A 19,068-nucleotide genomic window follows, 5' to 3' on the forward strand; every position below is an offset into this window, starting at 1 on the left:
AATAGTCACATCCCGGAAGGGCAGCGGTCTACCAAACTCATCTCATCCCGATCGATGAGGAGTGCGAAATGGAAATGCTGTCCCAATTCCGGTTTCCTTACGTACCGGCCGCCGACCGCACACCCGCGTCGCCGCCGGATGCGCTCCAGCCCGGCATGCTGGCCCGGGTGCTCGACGAGATCGACCACGGGCTGCTTCTGCTGGATCTGACGGGTCGAATCCTTCACGCCAACTTCCCGGCGCGCCGGGAGCTGATGAGCGGCCACACGCTGCGCAGCATCGACGGCATGCTTGCCGCGAGCCAGGCCGGTTCGCAACCGAAGCTGCGCCAGGCGCTCAAGGACGCCGAGCGCGACTATCGCAGCATCGTCGAACTCGACGAGGACCCGGAAGATCCGCTCTCGCTGGCCTTCATCCCGCTGGCGGCGCTACACGGCGCCTCGACCGTGGATACCGTCCTGGTGATGTGCAGCCGCCGCCCTGGCTGCGAATCGCTCACGATGCAGATGTTCGCGCGCTCCAAGCGCCTGACGAGGGCTGAGCAGAATGTGCTCGCCCGGTTGTGCGCAGGCCATGGGGCGGAGGAGATCGCCTGCCTGGAGGGCATCCGGATGTCCACCGTGCGTACGCACATCAAGAACGTCCGCCAGAAGACCGGCAGCAACAGCATCCGGGAAGTGGTCTACCGCGTGTCGCGCATGCCGCAGATTGTGTCGGCGTTGCGAATCGCCAGCGAAAACTGAGTCGCGCCGCCTCCACTGATACGGATTTGCAGGCGCGGGCCGTATAGTCCGCGCATGCCGCAACCGACTGCCGAATCGCGCACCGATCCCGCAGCCGCCTTGCCGCTGCACGTGCAGAAGCTCGCCGCGCTGGGCGTGCAGCGCCGCTACCGGACTCACAGCCTGCTGATCGAGGAAGGCGACGAGGGGAGTGCCGTCTACGTCGTGCTCTCGGGACGGCTCCGGGCTTTCGTATCGGATTCGCGCGGGCGCGAGGTGACGCTCGCGCTGCATGGCCCCGGAGACTACGTCGGCGAAATGTCCCTCGACGGCGGGCGACGTTCCGCTAGCGTGCAGGCGATGGAGCCAACCGTGTGCGCCATCGTCACGCGCGAAACGATGCTGCACCACATCGAGAAGGACCCGGAATTCGCGATGGCGCTGATCGTGCGGCTGATCCGCCGTGCCCGGCTGGCCACCGAAAGTGCTCGCAGCATGGCGCTGCTCGACGTCTACAGCCGGCTGAAGAACTTGCTCGAGTCGCGCGCGGTCGCGCAAGCGGACGGCACTCGTGTCGTCGCTGAACGGCTCACGCATCAGGCGATCGCGAGCGAGATCGGGTGTTCGCGTGAGATGGTGAGCCGGCTGATGAAGGATCTGGAGATGGGCGGGTACTTGTCGGTGGTGCAGCGGCAGCTCACGCTTGTGCGTGAACTGCCGGCGCGCTGGTGACGGGGTTCGTCACCGGTCGACGGATCAACGAGCGCTCAGTACCGCCAGAGTCCGCCCGCCCGAATCCAGCAGCGTCATGCGCGAGTTGCCCTGCAGGCGATAGCTCGTGGTGGATTGCAGCGCCGCGAAGAACTGTGCTTCGTTCGCGCCACGCGCCGGATCGGTGCAGGCCATACGGGTCGCCGCGAGCTGGCCCATCTTGAGGGTGCTGCCGCTGCGTTGGAAGGTACCCGTCACCCGGTTGCATCCGCCCGAGCCGCTCACCTTGCCATTGTTCCGGTCGAACTGGAGCTGCGCATCGCGTTGTGGATCGCCGGCCGGCGTGACCGGGTCGTCGCCGAGTTGTTCGAGGCGCCATACCGGCCCTTCGATCGGCTCGTCCAGGCTGATCCCGCTGCCGCATCCGGCCAGCAGGCCGGCGGCGAGCAAAACGATGGCGGTGAAGGGCGCGGCGGTCGGTCGTGCGGCAGGGCGAAAACGCATGGCCTGTCTTTCCTTCTGTAACAAAGTGGATCGGCGCGCCATGGTAGTCGACGCCCGTGTCAGCTGAGGACGACGCTGCTCAGTCGTCGCCGGTAGCTTGCCACCGTCGGGTCGTCGGGGGGAATCTGCCCATCGGCCACCTTGACCTTGGGTGGCTCGATGATGTCGAGGATCGCGATGTAGGTCTTGCGCGCCAGATCCTCGTTCCAGCTCTTGTCGCGCATGAGGATGTCGAGCAGCTCGTCCATCGCATCGGTCCAGCGCTCGCCGGCCATGAGAAGGCGCGCGCGGGCGAAGCGGGCCTCGAAATCGCGCTTGTTGGCCACGATGCGCGCATCGACATCGGCCATGGCGGGCGCGGTGCCACTGACCGGCTTCGCGAAATCGAGGGCGTCCATCCAGCGCTGCAGCGAGTCGAAGCGCCGCACCAGCGAGGTCTTGGCGATGACAGGCGCAAAGGCGACCTTGGCATCGTCGAGACGGCCTTCCTGCAGCAGCAGCTTGATGTAGTCGAAGCGGGTGTCGTCGTTGGACGGGTCGGTCGCGACCGCGTGCTGCAGCTTCTCCAGTGCGCCTTCGGTGTCGCCTTCTGCCAGAGCGGCCTGCGCGGACTCTTCCTGCTCCTGCGCCTCCAACTCGTCAGCGCCGGGCACGTGCTTGTCGAGGAAGGCGCGAACCTGCTCGGGCGGGAGGGCGCCGACGAAGCCGTCAACCGGCTGGCCGTCCTTGAACATGACGCAGAACGGGATGCTGCGCACGCCGAACATCTGGCTCAGCTGCTGCGAGATCTGCGGCACCTTGTCGGCGTCTAGCTTGGCGAGGGTGAAGCGGCCGCCGTATTCGACCTCGAGTTTTTCGAGGACCGGACCGAGCTGCTTACAGGGGCCGCACCATTCGGCCCAGATGTCCAGCAGCACCGGTTGGTTCATCGAGCCTTCGATCAGCTCGGCCTGGAAGTTTTCGAGGGTGATGTCGATCATCGCTGGAACTTGGGGGTGAAACGTAAAATTCGAACCATGAAGCAAGCAATTCAGGTCGGTGTGGTGATGGGCTCGAACTCCGATTGGGAGACGATGCGCAACGCCGTCGAGATTCTCCAGCAATTCGGCGTCACTTACGAAGCGCGCGTGGTCTCGGCCCACCGCATGCCCGACGAGTTGTTCGCCTACGCCGAGAGCGCCGGCCCGCGCGGGCTGACGGCGATCATCGCTGGCGCCGGGGGCGCCGCGCACCTGCCGGGCATGCTGGCCGCCAAGACCACCGTCCCGGTGCTCGGCGTGCCGGTCGCGAGCCGCCACCTGCAGGGCGTGGACTCCCTCTACAGCATCGTGCAGATGCCCAAGGGCGTGCCGGTCGCGACCTTCGCCATCGGCAACGCCGGGGCCGCCAATGCGGCGCTCTTCGCAGTCGCGATGCTCGCGGTCGGCGATCCGGCGCTGCGCGGCCAGCTCGATGCCTTCCGCGAGAAGCAGACCCAGGCCGCGCAGGCCATGACCCTGCCGCTGGGCGAGGCGGAACCGGTGTCGCCCTTTACGCCGCAGGGCGGGGGCGCGCTGTGACGGTCATCCTTCCGGGCGCCACGCTGGGCGTGATGGGCGGCGGGCAACTCGGGCGCATGTTCGTGCATGCCGCCCAGCAGATGGGCTACTTCACCGCGGTCCTCGATCCGGACGCCGACAGCCCCGCCGGTCGGGTAAGCCACCACCACATTCATACCGACTACACCGACGTCGACGGCCTCACCCGTCTCGCCGGACTGTCCGACGCGATCACCACCGAGTTCGAGAACGTTCCGGCCCTGTCGCTCGAAAACCTTGCCGTCACCCGACCGGTCTCCCCGGCAGCCGATGCTGTCGCGGTCGCACAGGACCGCATCCGCGAGAAGGGTCATTTCGTGCGCTGCGGTGTCGAGTGCGCCCCCTACGCAGTCATCGAGACGGCCGACCACCTTGCCGCAGTGTCGCCGGACCTGCTGCCCGGCATCCTCAAGACCGCGCGCCTCGGCTATGACGGCAAGGGCCAGCGCCGGGTCTCGACGCGAGACGAACTCGAAGCCGCGTGGAACGACGCTGGCGGCGTGCCTTGCGTGCTCGAAAAGCTCCTGCCGCTCGACTTCGAATGCTCGGTGATCGTCGCGCGCAGCGAGGACGGCCAGATGGTGAATTTCCCGGCGCAGCGCAACCTGCATCGCGACGGCATCCTCGCCGTCACTGAGGTCTACGAGGACAACATGCCGCAGACGGCCGCGCGACGCGCCATTTCCGCGGCGCGATCGATCGCCGAAGGCTTGTCGTACGTCGGCGTGCTGTGCGTCGAGTTCTTCGTGCTCGCCGACGGCAAGCTGGTCGTGAACGAGATGGCTCCGCGCCCGCACAACAGTGGCCACTGGACCATGGACGGCTCCGATGTGTCGCAGTTCGAGCTGCAAGTGCGCACGCTCGCGGGGCTGCCGCTCAATCCTCCGCGTCAGCACAGCCCCTCGATCATGCTGAACCTGCTCGGCGACCTGTGGTTTGTCGATGGTGGCGAGGCGGTCGAGCCGCGCTGGGCCGATGTCCTCGCACTGCCCGGCACGCACCTGCATCTGTACGGCAAGACCGAGGCACGTCGCGGACGCAAGATGGGCCACCTGAACATCACGGGCGAGAGCATCGACGCGGTCCGCAGCACCGCCGACTTCGCCGCCGCGGTGCTGGGGCTGCCCATTCCGCTTTCGGAATGAGCGCCATGATCCGCGACGGTCAGTCCCCCGACGCCATCGAGGAAGCAGCGCGCGTCCTGAAGGCGGGCGGGCTGGTCGCGTTCCCGACCGAAACCGTCTACGGCCTCGGCGCCGATGCGGGCAGCGACACGGCAGTGGCCGGCATCTTCTCTGCCAAGGGGCGACCGAGCGACCACCCGCTGATCGTCCACGTGGCGGCCGGCTCGAAGGGCACCGATGCGCTGTCCCGGTTCGCCCAGCCGCTGCCGCTTTTCGCGCAGAAGCTGGTGAAGGCTTTCTGGCCCGGGCCGCTGACCTTGATCGTCGCCCGCCAGCCCGGCGTGGCTGCCGCTGCGGCCGGCGGTCAGGACACCATCGGACTGCGTTGCCCATCGCATCCCGTTGCGCGGGCACTGCTGTCGGCATGCGTCGAGCATGGCGTGTACGGCGTCGCGGGGCCGAGCGCCAACCGGTTCGGCCGTGTGAGCCCCACGACGGCGCAGCATGTGCATGACGAGTTCGGCGACGGGCTTTTGGTGATCGACGGCGGACCGTGCGAAGTCGGCATCGAATCCACCATCGTCGACTGCAGCCGCGGGGTGCCGGTGTTGTTGCGCCCCGGCGCGATCACCCGTGCGCAGGTCGAAGCGGCCTGCGGCGAAACGCTGCGGGACAAGGAGGCGCTCGCACAGCCCGACCCTCGCGCATCCGGAACGCTCGAAGCGCACTACGCGCCGAGCGCCAAGGTGCGCCTGATGGATGCCAAGGCGTTGCAGACCGGCCTCGACGTACTCGGTGCGAACGCGGCACACATCGCGGTGTGGTCGCGCACCGCGATCAAGACCCGCTCCCAGCGCGTCATCGTGCGACGCATGCCCGACGATGCCGCAGCCACTGCGCAGCAGCTCTTCGCAATACTGCGCGCCTTCGACTCAGAAGGCGTCAAGCTGATCTGGATCGAAATGCCGCCCGACACCCACGATTGGGAAGGTGTCCGGGACCGGCTTCAGCGCGCTGCCGCAGCCTAGAGCGACGAAGCCAGCACCGTCTGGAAGAAGCCGCGGGCCGATGCCAGGCAGAACGGCGGCACCAGCGTGCCGTGGTAGGCCTGGGTGACTGCCGAAGCCTTGTCCGCCGGCGTGCCGGGCGTTGAATTCAAGAGGTTCGTCTTTGCCGTGGCGAAGCCCGCGCGTGCGGACGAGAACGCATCCGAGCGGCTCGAATCCTCGAGATCGACCACGGTCAGCGCGATGGATGACATGCCGCGTGCGGTGAAGTACCCGGCCGTCGCGCGCGTGCTCAGGAAGTTGACCGTCGGGTCGTTCGCGCCACCGCACAACAGCATGGGCCGGGTCGGGAGCCAGTTGCGCAGATCGTTGGCCACAGCGGCCTTGCGGAAGCCGAGCATCGGGCTGCAATTGAGCGGCGCGCTTGTGTTGAGCGAACTCGCGGTTGCCGGCAGCGCATTGCCCGGGCACGGATTGGCCTGCAGGTCGTTGGCAGCCTGCGTCAGGTAGCTCTGCCGGACCAGGTTGTTGGCGCCATAGAAGATCGACAGCGATGGATCGATCGGCCCCGGAACCGCATTCGCCGGATAGAGCGCCAGCGGCGGCAGCTTGCCCTGCGCGTACAGGGTGTTGATCGGCGTGTTGCTCGGCAGCAGCGTGTCGATCCCGTTGGCATATTGCGCTTCGTAGATGTCGCCGGTGGCCGTGTAGACGTTGCCGAACTGCTTCTGCCAGCTCGTCGAAAGCAGCGGCACGAACAGCGTCGAGCCCAGCGCCGGCCAGCCGCTGAAGTTGTAGTCCGTCAGCAGGCTGATCGCCGATGGTGCGGAAAGCGGCGCCGAGGCGGTGACCGCCTGTCCGGTCGCCTGCATCTCGCGATGCGCGGCCATCGCCACATAGCCACCCTGCGAGTAGCCGGTGATCAGCAGCTTGCCGGAGTCGGCAGCGGCAATGCTCGAGAAGGTCTTGCGCGCCGCAGTCAGTGCGTCGACCATGTCCTTGCCCTGCTGGTCGCCGTTGAGGTAGGGGTGGTAGGACAGCGTGGACTTGTCGTAGCCCGCATAGTTCGGAGCAACCACGATGTAGCCCTGCGCCGCGAAGGTGGTAGCGATCAACAGGCCCTCAAATGAGGCGGGTTGGGTCTGGTCGGTCCATTGCGCGAGGTTGTAGTTGCGCGCGGCCGTGGTGCCATGCGCGTAGAGCACGACGGGGCGGGGGCCGCTGCAACTCGGGTCGCTGCCGCTCGGCACCATCACCGCCGCGGTGGCGTTGGTCGCCTCACCCTGGCCGCCGATGGTGCGGTATTCGAGATAGCGCACCTCGAAATCGCACTTGGGCGTGCCGACCACCTGTATCAGCGACTTGCCCTGCGCAGTCGAGTTGAGCACCGCGGTGAAGTCGGCGGTCGACAGCTTGGCGGTTTGCACGGGCGGTGAGCTCACGAGCGATCCGCGGCCCGAGTCGCTGGTGCTGGGCAGGAAGAATCCGCCACCCCCTCCGCCACCTCCGCATCCGGAAAGCATCAGCACAGTGCCTGCGAGCGCGATGGCGGTGAGTCTCTTCATTCGCTTGTCTCCTTGCGCTTGGGGAATCGGGGTGAGCCGATTCTGGGCAGGCACCGTAGCGAGCGCAAGCAGGGCTTGCCTGCACGCGAGTGGTCAGGCGAGGGTCAGTCCTGCGCAGCCCAGTCGACCAGCGCGTCGAATGCAGGACGCGCGGCCACCGCATTGGCATGGTTGGCGATGGCGATCACCACATAGCGCCGCCCGCTGGCCGCATGCACATAGCCGGCGACGCCCGCGGCATCGCGCAGCGTGCCCGTCTTGAGATGCGCCGCGCCACCGCCGCGCAGTCCGCGCTTGCGCAGCGTGCCATCCACGCCCGAGGCAGGCAGCGAGGAAATCAGCTCCGGCATCAGCGGCGAGCGCCATGCGATCTGCAGCATCTTCGCGAGCTCAGCCGCAGTGATGCGCTCGTCGCGCGACAGGCCCGAGCCGTTGTCGATCACCGGTTGCCCTTCGCCGGTGCCGATGCGGTCGTTCCACCACTGGCGAACCGTCGCGCGCGCAGTCTCCAGGCTGCCTCGCCGCTTCTGCTGCAGGCCGAGCGTGAGGAAGAGTTGCTGGGCCATCACGTTGTTGGAGTACTTGTTGATGTCGCGGATGACTTCCGCCAGCGGCGGCGAGGCCACTTCGAACACCGGCCGCAGTTCCGCCGGGACACGGCCGTCTCGCACCACGCCCTTGATCCGGCCGCCCATCTCGATCCACAGGCCGCCGACGGCGCGCGCCGCATAGCTGCGCGGATTCGAATAGGCCACCGGCCACACCTTCTCGCCGCAGGCCGCCGGGAAGCTGCCGGTGAAGCCGATACGTGCGGGATCGTTGAAATCGGCGCCCAGGCTCGCGCGCCAGTCATTGCACTCGCCGGCCGACAGCGGAACCGTCGGCTGCATCGTGACGCCCGCGAGCGCCGGCTCGTAGCTCACCTGTGCGGTCTGTGTCGCGCGGTTTGGCACGAAGGTCATCACCACCGATTTGAAATTGATCAGCAAGGCATCCGGCGCCGCGTTGTAGGGCCGCAGGCCTTCGCCGTCGAAGGCGGAAGGATCGGTGTCCGCCACGTCGAACGCACTGCGGTCCAGCACGATGTCGCCGTCGATGCTCTGGATGCCCATGGCCTGCACGCGCCGCAGTAGCAGCCACAGCCGTTCGATCACCAGCTTGGGGTCGCCCTGGCCGCGGATGTAGAGATTGCCTTCCAGTACGCCGTTGCGCGCCGGGCCGTCGACATAGACCGGCGTCGTCCAGACGAACGCAGGCCCGAGCAGGTCGAGCGCCGCATAAGTGGTGACCAGCTTCATGATCGACGCCGGATTCACCTGCGCCTGCGACCGCCACGCGAGCCGCGGAGGCCGCGCCCCTTCCGCGTCGGCCACCAGCATCGTCACCGACTCGCGGGGCACCTTGGCCCGGGCCAGTGCGGCGTCGACTTCCGGCGGAAGGCTCTGCGCGCCCGAGTGGAGCGGAGCGAGGGCGACGAATGCGATGACAAGCCCGAAGAGACGGGCGGAAAGGCGACGGGCGGTCGGATTGGCGAAAAGCATCCCCGAATTATCCCGGCCTCCCAATACCAGAAACACCGCGGAACCGGCTTCGCCGGGCCGCCGGTGTTGCCCCCGGAGAGGGGGTGTCCGAGCCACACGAAGTGGGCGAGGCTGGGGGTGAACCGATAATCACGCGATGCCCGCCGCCCCCCGTTTCTCTCCTCGCACTCTCGGTTTGGGCGCGGCCGTCATTACGGTCCTGGTATGGACCGCCTTCATCGTGATCGCGCGTGCTTCCGCAGGCCGCTCGCTGACACCTTTCGATATCGCCTTCGCCCGCATCTGCGGCGCCAGCCTGGTGCTGATCCCGTGGGGCGCCTGGATCGTCGCGCGCGACCGCGACCCGGCGCGCCGCTCGCTGTTCGGCCTGTCGCCCGTGCCGCTGCGCCTGACGGCGACCGCCGGCGTCTTCGGCGGCCTCGCCTACGCGCTCCTGGCCTACACCGGCTTCTTCTTCGCGCCGGCGACCCACGCCTCGGTGCTCATGCCCGGCAGCCTGCCCCTGTGGACCGCACTGCTCGCGGCCATCGTGCTGCACGACCGCATCACGCCCGGCCGCGCGCTCGGCCTGCTGCTCATCGTGCTGGGCGACCTCTTCGTCGGCGGCGGCAGCTTGCTGCATGCGCTCGAGGGTGGGGTCATCTGGAAGGGCGACCTGCTCTTCATGAGCGCCGCGTTCTGCTGGGCGTCGTACAGCGTGGTGGTGCGCAAGTACGGGCTCGATGCAGTGCGCGCGACCATCGCGATCACCGTCTTCGCCTTCATGACCTACATCCCCGTCTATACGCTGCTGGCCGCAACCGGCGTGGTCACGAGCCATCTCGCCACGGCGCCGGTGGGCGAGATCGCGTTCCAGATGCTCTTCCAGGGCATCGGCTCGGTGGTGATCTCGGGCATCACGTTCACCCGGATGATCCAGTACTTCGGGCCGGTGCGTACCACCATGATCACTGCGCTGGTGCCGGGCCTGTCCGCGCTCGGCGCGGTCGTGTTCCTTGGCGAGCCGCTGCAATGGAATCTCATCGCGGGGCTGATGCTGGTCACGGCCGGCATCCTCTTTGGTGTGCAGCGCGTCCGGGCCGGCGCGGTGCCGCAAGCGGTGCCCGCACGCACGGCGAGAGGCGGTGCAGATGCCTGACAAGCTCCTCGCCTTCGATACCAGCACCGAGACGCTCTCGATCGCGGTGCGCCATGGCGACCTGCTGCTCGAGCACACCGGCGACGGCGGCGCGCAGTCGTCATCGACGCTGATTCCGCTGATCCAGAAGCTGCTCGCCGATGCCGGCCTGAGGCTCCGGGAGCTCGACACGATCGCCTTCGGGCGCGGGCCCGGATCCTTCACCGGCCTGCGCACCGCCTGTTCGGTCGCGCAGGGATTGGGCTACGGCGCCGGCCTGCGGCTGCTGCCGATCGACACCCTCCATGCGGTCGCGGAAGAAGCCCGCCATCGTTTCGGCTTGCAGCGCGTGGTCGCGGTGCTCGATGCGCGCATGGACCAGGTCTATACGGCGTGCTACGACCTCAGCGTCGAAGTCGTGGCCAGCGAGCCGGACCTGCTCGAACCCGAGAACGTCGTCGTGCCGGCTGGCTGGGGGCTCGCCGGAAATGCCTTCGCGGCCTATGGCGACCGCTTGCCGCGCGCGGCGGAGCGGCACACCGTGCTCCCGACGGCCGCGGCGATGCTTCGCCTCGCACCGGCGCTGCTCGCCGCAGGCCGCACCGTTGCGCCTGCCGACGCGTGGCCTCTCTACGTTCGCGATAAAGTGGCGCAGACTACCGAGGAGCGCGCCGCCATCAAGGCGGCCGCCGCCAACCAGCCATGAGCGCAGTTCTTCTTCAGTCGCGTGAAGCCCGCCTCGAACCCATGACGGTCGAGCGCGTGCCGGCGGTCTGCGCGGTCGAGCAGACGGCCTACACACACCCCTGGACGCCGGCCAACTTCATCGACTCGCTGGCCGCGGGCTACCACTGCCAGTGCCTCGTCGGCCCGGCTGCAGATGGCGACGCGCCGGCCCAGCCGCGCGGGGCGCGCGCCTTGTTGAGTCGTGCGCTTTCGCGGTCGTCGCCCGAAATCATCATTGGCTACTTCGTCGCCATGAAAGGCGTGGATGAGGTGCATTTGCTCAACATCACCGTCGCGCCTGCCTTTCAGCGGCAGGGATGGGCGCCGCTGATGCTCGAAGCGCTGGCCGGATGGTCGCGCGGACAGAACGCGCAGTGGCTCTGGCTCGAAGTGCGCGCAAGCAACCATCGCGCGCTCGCCATCTACGAGCGCAACGGCTTCCGTCGCGTGGGCATCCGCAAGGGCTACTACCCGGCGCACGTCAACGCCCGCGAAGACGCGGTCGTCATGAGCCTGCGCCTGAACGAATCCAACAGCGCCTGGGGAGGACTGGCATGACGCCGCGCCATCGCGCGATGCTCGAGGAAATGGGCATCAAGCTTTTCTGGTGGCCCAAGGAAGGGGCAGGCGATGCGCAGGTCGTGGCCGCCGAGGCGCCTGCCGTCTCGGCCGAAGAGCCCGTCGAAACACCTGCCGAGCGCACTCCCGCGCCGGTTGCGCGACCTGCCGCCGCGCCGGTGGTTTCTGCTCCGGCGCCCAGCCGCGCACCGCTCGCGCCGACGCACGGCGCCACCGTGCTGGCCGATGCGCCGCGTCATCTGTACGGCGCCGAGCCGATGGCAAAGGGCGGCTGGCTCGTCGTCGCCGACATGCCCCCGGAACTCGACGGACGCCATGGCGAACCTTTCGCGAGCGACGCAGGCCGCCTGCTCGACAACATGCTGCGCGCGCTTCAGCTTCACAGCGGCGCGACGCCGGTGCATCTGGTGCGTACGCATCGCGGCGTCGCTTCGGGCCAGCCCGACAGCCCGCGGCCGCTCGGCGAGACGTTCGCCGAAAGCGTCGACGCACTCGCCCCGCGCCTCGTGCTCGCGATGGGGCCGTTGGCTGCGCAGAGCTTGCTCCAGAGCGGCGATCCACTCGGCAAGCTGCGCGGGCGCGCACTGCCCGTCGCGCTGCTGCCGGGGTCCGACGTGCCAGTCGTTGCGACCTATCACCCCGCTTACCTGCTGCGCAACCCGGCGGACAAGGGCCGCGCCTGGGCCGACCTCTGCCTTGCCGCGGAAGAGTTCGCCAGCGGGGGCTGATCCCGCGGCGGCCTAAAATTCCGCCCCATGACCTTCCTGGACAAGCTGCGCGCCGCCGAGCGCCAGAACGGCTCGCTGCTCTGCGTCGGGCTCGACCCCGAACCGACGAAATTCCCTGCCCATCTCAAGGGCGACGCCAGCAAGATCTACGACTTCTGCGCCCGCATCGTCGACGCGACCGCCGATCTCGTCATCGCCTTCAAGCCGCAGATCGCCTATTTCGCCGCGCACCGCGCCGAAGACCAGCTCGAAAAGCTCATGGAGCACATGCGCCGCAACGCGCCCCAGGTGCCGACCATCCTCGACGCCAAGCGGGGCGACATCGGCTCCACGGCCGAGCAGTACGCGCGCGAGGCCTTCGAGCGCTACGGCGCGGATGCGGTCACGCTGTCGCCCTTCATGGGATTCGATTCGGTGGAGCCCTACCTGCGCTTCGAAGGCAAGGGCGCCTTCCTGTTGTGCCGCACCAGCAATCCGGGCGGCTCCGACCTGCAGGGGCAGCGTCTGGCCGGTGTGCCGGGCGAGCCTTTCTTGTATGAGCATGTCGCCAGGCTGGCGCAAGGGCCGTGGAACCTGAACGGCCAGCTCGGGTTGGTGGTCGGCGCGACCTATCCGAACGAAATCGAGCGCGTCCGCGCACTCGCTCCGACCGTGCCGCTGCTGATCCCGGGCGTCGGCGCCCAGGGCGGCGATGCGGTCGCGACCGTCCGCGCCGGCTGGCGTGCGGACGCGCCGATCGTGGTCAATTCATCGCGCGCGATCTGCTATGCCTCCGCTGGCGACGACTTCGCCGAAGCTGCCCGCCGCGAGGCCACGCGAACCCGCGACGGGCTCGAAGCCGCCAAGGCCTGAAACGACATTCCGCGTCATTGCGCAAGCGGCCGGTTGCGCCGGCGTGACGAAAAAAGTCACATTTCTTAACGTTTGTAGACCTTAACGCCTCACTCCGGCGGCGATCGCGCAGGTCTGGCGGTCGGCATGGCACTTGCCTCGGAGAGCCCGGCGCCCGAGCGCCGAGGAGTGAGGAATCCCATGGTGGAAGACATCGCAACCGGTCGCAACGAGGCGACCGAGGAGTCGGTGCGCGTGGATGACGCATCCACGGCGGTCCGGCCGCCTCATCAGTACAGCCCAGTGCCCATGGCGACCGCGCTGGCGGCCGCTGCTGCGCTCGCCGCCTGTGGCGGCGGAGGCGGGGGTGGCGGCGGCTACGCATTGCCAGTCGGGAGTGGTTCCGGCACGCAGGCGGGCTCGCTGTCTTCGCTGTCGTCGACGCCCACGGCACAGACCTACGTCTACACCCAGGCCAAGAGTGACGACGAGGCCGCGCGCTTCCTGCTGCAGGCGCAGTTCTCAGCGTCCGATGCCGAAATCGCGTCGGTGCGCAGCAAGGGCTACCTGCCGTGGCTCGGCGAGCAGGTCGACCGCGAGGCGACACAGACCGGCTGGGACTGGATCGCGAGCAAGCCCTACAACACCGTCAACGTCGACGACATGATCTGGAACCAGCTCATGACGGCGCCGGACGGCTTCCGCAAGCGCGCCGCCCTGGCGCTGACCGAGATCTTCGTGGTCTCGGCCACCGACATCGGCTCCAACTGGCCCGATCACATGATGGCCCAGTACTGGGACACGCTGGTCCGTGGCGTGACGGGCAACTTCCGGCAGCTGCTGGAGGACGTGACCCTCAACCCGGCGATGGGCTACTACCTCAACACCAAGGGCAACCAGAAAGAGAACGCCCAAGGTCGCCAGCCCGACGAGAACTACGCGCGCGAGGTCATGCAGTTGATGACCATCGGGCTCTACCAGCTCAATGCCGACGGCACGCTCAGGACCGGTGCCGATGGTGCGCCGCTCGACACCTACACGCTCGACGACGTCACGAACCTCGCGCGGGTCTTTACCGGCTACGACCTCGACATCCGGACCGACGAGAAGAGCGGAACCGCCGGTGCCTTTACGCCGCCGGGCGCCACCTACACCGTCGAGAGCAACGGCTGGACGACGCGGCCGATGGCGCTGACCGCATCGCGGCATTCGACGCTCGAAGCGAAGTTCCTCGGCGCGACCGTGCCGGGGGGCACCGACGGCAAGGCCGCGCTCAAGATCGCGCTCGACACGCTCTTCAATCACCCCAATGTCGGGCCCTTCATCTGCAGGCAACTCATCCAGCGGCTGGTGACCAGCAACCCCAGTCCTGACTACGTGAAACGCGTATCCGACGTCTTCGCCAACAACGGCGCAGGCGTGCGCGGCGACATGAAGAGCGTCTTCGCGGCTGTGCTGCTCGACAACGAGGCGCGCAGTCCGGCCGGCCTGGCCGATCCCAATTTCGGGCGCCTGCGCGAGCCGATGCTGCGCTTCGTGCAATGGGCGCGCACCTTCGGCGCAGGCTCGACCACCGGCAACTGGAAGATCGGCAATCTCTCGCGGCCCAACGACCAGCTCGGCCAGAGCCCGTTGCGTTCGCCCTCGGTCTTCAATTTCTTCCGGCCCGGCTACGTGCCGCCTTCGACCGCCATCGCGACCGCGAAGATGGTCGCGCCCGAGTTCCAGCTGGTCAACGAAACCAGCGTCGGTGGCTACGTCAACTACATGCAGAGCGCGCTGCAGAAGACCACCAAGGACGTCAACGTCGGCTATGCAAGCGAGTTCGCGCTGGTGCTCGATCCGGCCGGGCTGGTGCGGCGGCTGAACCTGCTGCTGGCGGCCAACCAGCTCCCTGCGTCGACCGTGGCGCTGATCACCAGCGCGCTCAACACGCCGGTGGTGAGCGCGACCAGCACCGACGCCGTCAAGCTCAACCGCGTGTACGCAGCGGTGCTGATGGTGATGGCTTCGCCCTCGTACCTGATCCAGAAGTAAGGACCGCGCGATGTACCTGATCGATCCTGCCGCCCACAGCCGGCGCGCCTTCCTGCGACGCGCGGGCCATCTTGCGATGGCGGGCACCGCAATGCCTTTTGCGCTCAACCTCGCCGCGATGGGCGAGGCCGCTGCGCAGGCTGCGCCATCCGACGACTTCAAGGCGCTGGTCTGCGTCTTCCTCTTCGGTGGCAACGACTACGCGAACACCGTGGTGACCTACGACGACCCGAGCTACAACGCCTACAGCACCATCCGCGTCCCGCAGGCTTCGGGTGGCATCGCGATCGCCAAGGACGCACTGCTGCCCACGCTGCTCACGCCGACCACTGTATTGGCCGATGGACGCCAGTACGCGTTGCATCCGGCGATGACGGCGCTCGCCGACCTGTTCAACACCACCGGCAAGATGGCGGTGCAGCTCAACGTCGGGCCACTGGTGGTGCCGCTCACGCGCGCGCAGTACAACAACAGCAACAAGAAGCTCTATCCGCAGCCCCCCAAGCTTTTCTCGCACAACGATCAGCAGTCGATCTGGCAGTCGTCCTCGCCTGAAGGCTCCACGGTGGGCTGGGGCGGCAACATCGGCGATCTCGCGCTGTCGCAGAACGGCAATTCGCTCTTCACCTGCGTGTCGGTGTCGGGCAATGCGGTGTTCCTCTCGGGCGATACCGCGCTGCAGTACCAGGTGAGCACCAGCGGCGCGGTCGGTATCAACAGTGTGAAGAGCAGCACCGTGTATGGCTCCGCCACCGTCAAGTCGGCGATGGCGCAACTGCTGCAGGAAGCGCGCTCGCACGCGCTGGAGAACGAATACAACCGCGTGACCAAGCGCGCCGTCGAAGCCGAAACGACCGTGACCGCGGCGATCCAGCCCGCGACTTTCTCGACCGACACCTTCCTCGTGACGAACGCCGACGGCAGCAAGTCGGCCAACAACAGCGGGCTCGCGAACCAGCTCAAGATGGTGGCGCGCATGATCCGCGGGCGCATCGCGCTCGGCGTGAAGCGGCAGGTGTTCTTCGTCTCGATGGGCGGCTTCGACCTGCATGACAACCTCATCGCCAACCAGCCGGGGCTCCTCAAGCAGCTCAGCGATGCGGTCGCCAATTTCCACGCGCAGATGGAAGCGCAAGGTCTGTCCGACAAGGTGACCACCTTCACCGCCTCCGACTTCGGCCGCACGCTCGCGAGCAACGGCGACGGCTCGGACCACGGCTGGGGCAGCCATCACTTCGTCGTCGGCGGTGCCGTCAAGGGCAAGCAGCTCTACGGCACGCCGCAGGTGGTCAGCATCAACAACGACGCGAAGCTGGCCGGCTACGAAGGCCACGTGGGGCAGGGCCGGCTCATTCCGACGACCTCAGTGGACCAGTACGGCGCGACGCTTGCCAAGTGGTTCGGCGTGCCCGACGCCGACCTGCCGGGGATCCTGCCGAACCTGAAGAACTTCGGCGGCAACGTCAACGGCATCGACTTTCCGAAGGATGTCGGCTTCATGAGCTGAGCAGGTGTGCGTGGAGTAATCTGCGAGGCCGTCCGTAACCGGTCATGCAGATGAAAGGAGACACGCGATGAAATACCAGGGCAGCTGCCACTGCGGCCGCATTGCTTTCGAAGTCGAGGGCCAGATCGACAAGGCACTGGCGTGCAACTGTTCGATCTGCCAGCGCAAAGGGTCGCTGCTGTGGTTCGTGCCGCGCAATCAGATGACGATCACCACGCCGGTCGATGACAACGTGGGCGTCTACCTGTTCAACAAGCACGTCATCAAGCACTTCTTCTGCAAGACCTGCGGCATCCATACGCACGGCGAGGCGCAGTACCCGAATGGTGAGCTCACCGCCGCGATCAACATCCGCTGCCTCGAAGGCATCGATCTCGACAAGGTGCCGGTGACGCACTACGACGGGCGATCGCGATGAGCGCCGCTGCCGACGCCTTCCCCGCGGAAGGCGGATGCACCTGCCGCGCCGTGCGCTATCGCATGGCGACGCGGCCGCTTTTCGTCAATTGCTGCCACTGCCGCTGGTGCCAGCGCGAAAGCGGCAGCGCATTCGCGATCAACGCGATGATCGAAAGCGACCGGGTGGCGTTGCTGACGGGCGAGATCGACATGGTCGACACGCCCTCGCTGAGCGGCAAGGGCCAGAAGATCGCGCGCTGCCCGCATTGCCGCGTCGCACTCTGGAGCCATTACTCGGGTGCCGGCGAGGCGGTGAAGTTCGTTCGCGTCGGCACGCTCGACAACCCCGACCTGCTGCCGCCCGACATCCACATCTTTACCTGCTCGAAGCAGCCTTGGGTGGTGTTGCCGCCGGGCATGCCGGCTGTCGACGAGTACTACAGCCGCTCGCAGTACTGGCCGCCCGAGAGCATCGAGCGGCTCAAGGCTTTGAAGAAATAGCGCCCAGCCGCTGCGACACCTGGTCCGCGCAGGCCTTGAGCGCCATCGCGATCTCGCCGTCCCAGCGCGTATCGAAGATCGCCGCCGGGCCGATGGCGGTCACCGCCAGCACGATCGCGCCGGTGTGATCGAAGGCCGGCGCCGACATCGCGCTCACGCCGGGCAGGATCTCGCCCTCGGAGCGGCTCAGTCCGCGCTTGCGCACCTCCTGCAGTTGCACCTCGAAGTCCTTCCAGCTAGGCAGCGGCTGCACCGGCGGCATGCCGCGCTGCGGCGGGTCCGTGATGCCCTTGCGTTCGCGCTGGCGTTCTTCCTCCAGCAGGCGCTGGACCACCGCCGGATCGAGATAGGCGCCGAAGAGCCTGCCTGAGGCGGTGTTGGTCAGCGAGAACACCGTGCCGTGTCGCATGTTCACATGCAGCGGCGCGGGCGATTCGGCGAGGCGGACGATCGTCGCGCCCCGGTCGCCCCAGACCGCGATCGCCACCGTCTGCCCGATCTGTTGCGCCAGTTCGGCGATCAGCGGCGTCGCCACATGCACCGGATTGGCCTGCTGCAGGCTGATCAACCCCAGTTGCAACGCGAGCGGTCCGAGCAGATAGTGACCGCTGGTGCGGTCCTGCTCGATCAGCCCGAGACGGCCGAAGCTGACCATGTACGGATGCGCCTTGGCCGGGGACATCTCGGCCTCGCGCGCGAGGTCCTTCAGCGCCATCGGCCGGCCGTGGTGGACCAGGGCGCGCAGCAGCTGGCCCCCCACCTCGATGCTCTGGATGCCGCGCTGCGCGCGATCGCTGTCGGTGCTCATGACCGTGTCCCTCATTTGTTCATGGAGAAAGCATTAGACATTAACTGATCATCCGAATACACTCCGCGCATTCGTTCCCTGCAAACTAGTTTGCTTTAGTCAAATTTCAAGGAGACTCCCGCGATGAGCCAGACCAAGAAGTTCGCCAGCCAGGCCGACCTGGAAGAAAAGAAGGTCACCTTCAGTCAGATTTCGGAACACGCCTGGGCCTACACCGCCGAAGGCGACCCCAACACCGGAATCATCATTGGCGACGACGCCGTGCTCGTGGCGGACACCCAGGCCACGCCCGCCATGGCGCAGGACGTGATCCGCCGCATCCGCGAAGTCACCGACAAGCCCATCAAGTACGTGGTGCTGACCCACTACCACGCGGTGCGCGTGCTCGGTGCCAGCGCCTACGGAGCCGAGCACATCCTCGCGAGCCAGGACACCTACGACCTCATCGTCGAGCGCGGCGAGCAGGACAAGGCCAGCGAGATCGGCCGCTTCCCGCGCCTGTTCGCGGGCGTCGAGACCGTGCCGCCCGGCATGACCTGGCCGACGATGACCTTCACCGGCAAGATGACCCTGTGGCTCGGCAAGCTCGAAGTGCAACTGCTGCAACTGGGCCGTGGCCACACGAAGGGTGACACCGTCGTCTGGCTGCCGGGCGAGAAGGCACTGCTGTCGGGCGACCTCGTCGAGTTCGACGCCACGCCGTACGCCGGCGACGCCTATTTCCAGGACTGGCCCCAGACGCTCGACAACATCGCGGCGCTCAAGCCGAAGGCACTGGTTCCGGGCCGCGGCGCGGCGCTCACCACGCCCGACGAAGTCGCCAAGGGCCTCGCCGGCACGCGCGACTTCATCGCCGATGTGTGGGCCAGCGTGAGCGCGAGTGCGAAGTCCGGCAAGGACCTGAACACTGCTTACAAGGAAACCTACGCCAAGCTCAAGCCCAAGTACGGACACTGGGTGATCTTCGACCACTGCATGCCGTTCGACGTCACGCGCTGCTACGACGAAGCGACCAAGTACGCCGACCCGCGCATCTGGACCGCCGAGCGCGACATCGAAATGTGGAAGGCACTGGAAGGCTGAA

At 67.3% G+C, this 19,068-nt stretch carries 20 protein-coding genes; 15 read left to right on the top strand and 5 right to left on the bottom strand.

The annotated features are described in order from the left end of the window. Positions 1–68 precede the first annotated feature (68 nt). Together FHW64_RS24945 and FHW64_RS24950 are read left to right on the top strand one after the other, a co-directional pair. Positions 69–743 carry a helix-turn-helix transcriptional regulator gene (locus FHW64_RS24945; RefSeq protein WP_184530910.1) on the top strand — a complete coding sequence of 225 codons (675 nt, stop codon included), beginning with the start codon at positions 69–71 and terminating at the stop codon, positions 741–743. A 54-nt stretch (positions 744–797) separates the two neighbouring features. Further along, positions 798–1,454, top strand: a complete 657-nt coding sequence (locus FHW64_RS24950) for a Crp/Fnr family transcriptional regulator (protein ID WP_184530911.1) — start codon at positions 798–800, stop codon at positions 1,452–1,454. Between the two features lie 24 nt (positions 1,455–1,478). Here the strand turns inward: FHW64_RS24950 and FHW64_RS24955 are convergent, their stop codons facing one another. After that, on the bottom strand, positions 1,479–1,937 hold the full coding sequence (locus FHW64_RS24955; RefSeq protein WP_184530912.1) for an META domain-containing protein: 459 nt from the start codon (positions 1,935–1,937) through the stop codon (positions 1,479–1,481). Positions 1,938–1,996: 59 nt separating this feature from the next. Further along, on the bottom strand, positions 1,997–2,917 hold the full coding sequence (locus FHW64_RS24960; protein ID WP_184530913.1) for a tetratricopeptide repeat protein: 921 nt from the start codon (positions 2,915–2,917) through the stop codon (positions 1,997–1,999). A 36-nt stretch (positions 2,918–2,953) separates the two neighbouring features. Between FHW64_RS24960 and purE the strand changes: the two genes are divergently transcribed. Genes purE through FHW64_RS24975 form a run of 3 tightly spaced genes read left to right on the top strand, consistent with a single transcriptional unit; the run spans position 2,954 to position 5,666 of the window. Then, the gene (purE, locus tag FHW64_RS24965) at positions 2,954–3,496 is read left to right on the top strand and encodes a 5-(carboxyamino)imidazole ribonucleotide mutase (protein WP_184530914.1); all 543 of its coding nucleotides are present in this window, start codon (positions 2,954–2,956) and stop codon (positions 3,494–3,496) included. After that, positions 3,493–4,659, top strand: a complete 1,167-nt coding sequence (locus FHW64_RS24970; protein WP_311733357.1) for a 5-(carboxyamino)imidazole ribonucleotide synthase — start codon at positions 3,493–3,495, stop codon at positions 4,657–4,659. Before purE ends, FHW64_RS24970 begins: the two co-directional genes overlap by 4 nt. Positions 4,660–4,664: 5 nt before the next feature. Beyond that, on the top strand, positions 4,665–5,666 hold the full coding sequence (locus FHW64_RS24975) for an L-threonylcarbamoyladenylate synthase (RefSeq protein WP_184531113.1): 1,002 nt from the start codon (positions 4,665–4,667) through the stop codon (positions 5,664–5,666). Here FHW64_RS24975 and FHW64_RS24980 read toward each other — a convergent pair. Together FHW64_RS24980 and dacB are read right to left on the bottom strand one after the other, a co-directional pair. Next, positions 5,663–7,210 (bottom strand): S9 family peptidase, encoded by a 1,548-nt coding sequence (locus FHW64_RS24980; RefSeq protein ID WP_184530915.1) that lies wholly within the window; start codon positions 7,208–7,210, stop codon positions 5,663–5,665. The genes FHW64_RS24975 and FHW64_RS24980 overlap by 4 nt on opposite strands. Positions 7,211–7,314: 104 nt before the next feature. Beyond that, positions 7,315–8,751, bottom strand: coding sequence for a D-alanyl-D-alanine carboxypeptidase/D-alanyl-D-alanine-endopeptidase (gene dacB / locus FHW64_RS24985; protein WP_184530916.1), 1,437 nt, complete (start codon positions 8,749–8,751; stop codon positions 7,315–7,317). Positions 8,752–8,887: 136 nt separating this feature from the next. Between dacB and FHW64_RS24990 the strand changes: the two genes are divergently transcribed. The 9 genes from FHW64_RS24990 to FHW64_RS25030 all read left to right on the top strand — a co-directional run bounded on the left by FHW64_RS24990 (position 8,888) and on the right by FHW64_RS25030 (position 17,176). Further along, entirely contained in the window at positions 8,888–9,889 is a 1,002-nt protein-coding gene (locus FHW64_RS24990; RefSeq protein WP_184530917.1) for a DMT family transporter, read from the top strand. Continuing rightward, complete coding sequence (gene tsaB, locus FHW64_RS24995) at positions 9,882–10,574, top strand: tRNA (adenosine(37)-N6)-threonylcarbamoyltransferase complex dimerization subunit type 1 TsaB (RefSeq protein ID WP_184530918.1); 693 nt, start codon at positions 9,882–9,884, stop codon at positions 10,572–10,574. Before FHW64_RS24990 ends, tsaB begins: the two co-directional genes overlap by 8 nt. Beyond that, positions 10,571–11,152, top strand: a complete 582-nt coding sequence (locus FHW64_RS25000; RefSeq protein WP_184530919.1) for a GNAT family N-acetyltransferase — start codon at positions 10,571–10,573, stop codon at positions 11,150–11,152. The genes tsaB and FHW64_RS25000 overlap by 4 nt, the downstream gene beginning before the upstream one ends. Beyond that, positions 11,149–11,901 carry a uracil-DNA glycosylase family protein gene (locus FHW64_RS25005; RefSeq protein ID WP_184530920.1) on the top strand — a complete coding sequence of 251 codons (753 nt, stop codon included), beginning with the start codon at positions 11,149–11,151 and terminating at the stop codon, positions 11,899–11,901. The genes FHW64_RS25000 and FHW64_RS25005 overlap by 4 nt, the downstream gene beginning before the upstream one ends. 27 nt (positions 11,902–11,928) lie before the next feature. After that, complete coding sequence (gene pyrF / locus FHW64_RS25010) at positions 11,929–12,753, top strand: orotidine-5'-phosphate decarboxylase (protein WP_184530921.1); 825 nt, start codon at positions 11,929–11,931, stop codon at positions 12,751–12,753. Between the two features lie 180 nt (positions 12,754–12,933). After that, a complete protein-coding gene (locus FHW64_RS25015) occupies positions 12,934–14,769 on the top strand; it encodes a DUF1800 domain-containing protein (protein ID WP_184530922.1) in 1,836 nt (611 codons plus the stop codon). A gap of 10 nt (positions 14,770–14,779) precedes the next feature. Next, entirely contained in the window at positions 14,780–16,276 is a 1,497-nt protein-coding gene (locus tag FHW64_RS25020) for a DUF1501 domain-containing protein (protein ID WP_184530923.1), read from the top strand. Between the two features lie 67 nt (positions 16,277–16,343). Next, positions 16,344–16,694, top strand: a complete 351-nt coding sequence (locus FHW64_RS25025; RefSeq protein WP_184530924.1) for a GFA family protein — start codon at positions 16,344–16,346, stop codon at positions 16,692–16,694. Next, entirely contained in the window at positions 16,691–17,176 is a 486-nt protein-coding gene (locus tag FHW64_RS25030; protein ID WP_184530925.1) for a GFA family protein, read from the top strand. The genes FHW64_RS25025 and FHW64_RS25030 overlap by 4 nt, the downstream gene beginning before the upstream one ends. Here the strand turns inward: FHW64_RS25030 and FHW64_RS25035 are convergent. After that, positions 17,157–17,984 carry an IclR family transcriptional regulator gene (locus FHW64_RS25035; protein ID WP_260306328.1) on the bottom strand — a complete coding sequence of 276 codons (828 nt, stop codon included), beginning with the start codon at positions 17,982–17,984 and terminating at the stop codon, positions 17,157–17,159. The two genes, FHW64_RS25030 and FHW64_RS25035, sit on opposite strands and share 20 nt — an antisense overlap. A 123-nt stretch (positions 17,985–18,107) precedes the next feature. On the opposite strand from FHW64_RS25035, the gene FHW64_RS25040 reads away from it, so the two are divergent. Beyond that, positions 18,108–19,067, top strand: coding sequence for an MBL fold metallo-hydrolase (locus FHW64_RS25040; protein WP_184530927.1), 960 nt, complete (start codon positions 18,108–18,110; stop codon positions 19,065–19,067). Position 19,068: the final 1 nt, after the last annotated feature.

Origin of the sequence: Variovorax sp. Sphag1AA (genome assembly GCF_014192575.1) — a bacterium.
Lineage (GTDB): Bacteria > Pseudomonadota > Gammaproteobacteria > Burkholderiales > Burkholderiaceae_C > Variovorax.

Coding starts and splice junctions, on each gene's coding strand:
- FHW64_RS24945 (WP_184530910.1), top strand. CDS start 69: ATGGAAATGCTGTCCCAATTCCGGTTTCCTTACGTACCGGCCGCCGAC.
- FHW64_RS24950 (WP_184530911.1), top strand. CDS start 798: ATGCCGCAACCGACTGCCGAATCGCGCACCGATCCCGCAGCCGCCTTG.
- FHW64_RS24955 (WP_184530912.1), bottom strand. CDS start 1,937: ATGCGTTTTCGCCCTGCCGCACGACCGACCGCCGCGCCCTTCACCGCC.
- FHW64_RS24960 (WP_184530913.1), bottom strand. CDS start 2,917: ATGATCGACATCACCCTCGAAAACTTCCAGGCCGAGCTGATCGAAGGC.
- purE (WP_184530914.1), top strand. CDS start 2,954: ATGAAGCAAGCAATTCAGGTCGGTGTGGTGATGGGCTCGAACTCCGAT.
- FHW64_RS24975 (WP_184531113.1), top strand. CDS start 4,665: ATGATCCGCGACGGTCAGTCCCCCGACGCCATCGAGGAAGCAGCGCGC.
- FHW64_RS24980 (WP_184530915.1), bottom strand. CDS start 7,210: ATGAAGAGACTCACCGCCATCGCGCTCGCAGGCACTGTGCTGATGCTT.
- dacB (WP_184530916.1), bottom strand. CDS start 8,751: ATGCTTTTCGCCAATCCGACCGCCCGTCGCCTTTCCGCCCGTCTCTTC.
- FHW64_RS24990 (WP_184530917.1), top strand. CDS start 8,888: ATGCCCGCCGCCCCCCGTTTCTCTCCTCGCACTCTCGGTTTGGGCGCG.
- tsaB (WP_184530918.1), top strand. CDS start 9,882: ATGCCTGACAAGCTCCTCGCCTTCGATACCAGCACCGAGACGCTCTCG.
- FHW64_RS25000 (WP_184530919.1), top strand. CDS start 10,571: ATGAGCGCAGTTCTTCTTCAGTCGCGTGAAGCCCGCCTCGAACCCATG.
- FHW64_RS25005 (WP_184530920.1), top strand. CDS start 11,149: ATGACGCCGCGCCATCGCGCGATGCTCGAGGAAATGGGCATCAAGCTT.
- pyrF (WP_184530921.1), top strand. CDS start 11,929: ATGACCTTCCTGGACAAGCTGCGCGCCGCCGAGCGCCAGAACGGCTCG.
- FHW64_RS25015 (WP_184530922.1), top strand. CDS start 12,934: ATGGTGGAAGACATCGCAACCGGTCGCAACGAGGCGACCGAGGAGTCG.
- FHW64_RS25020 (WP_184530923.1), top strand. CDS start 14,780: ATGTACCTGATCGATCCTGCCGCCCACAGCCGGCGCGCCTTCCTGCGA.
- FHW64_RS25025 (WP_184530924.1), top strand. CDS start 16,344: ATGAAATACCAGGGCAGCTGCCACTGCGGCCGCATTGCTTTCGAAGTC.
- FHW64_RS25030 (WP_184530925.1), top strand. CDS start 16,691: ATGAGCGCCGCTGCCGACGCCTTCCCCGCGGAAGGCGGATGCACCTGC.
- FHW64_RS25035 (WP_260306328.1), bottom strand. CDS start 17,984: ATGAGCACCGACAGCGATCGCGCGCAGCGCGGCATCCAGAGCATCGAG.
- FHW64_RS25040 (WP_184530927.1), top strand. CDS start 18,108: ATGAGCCAGACCAAGAAGTTCGCCAGCCAGGCCGACCTGGAAGAAAAG.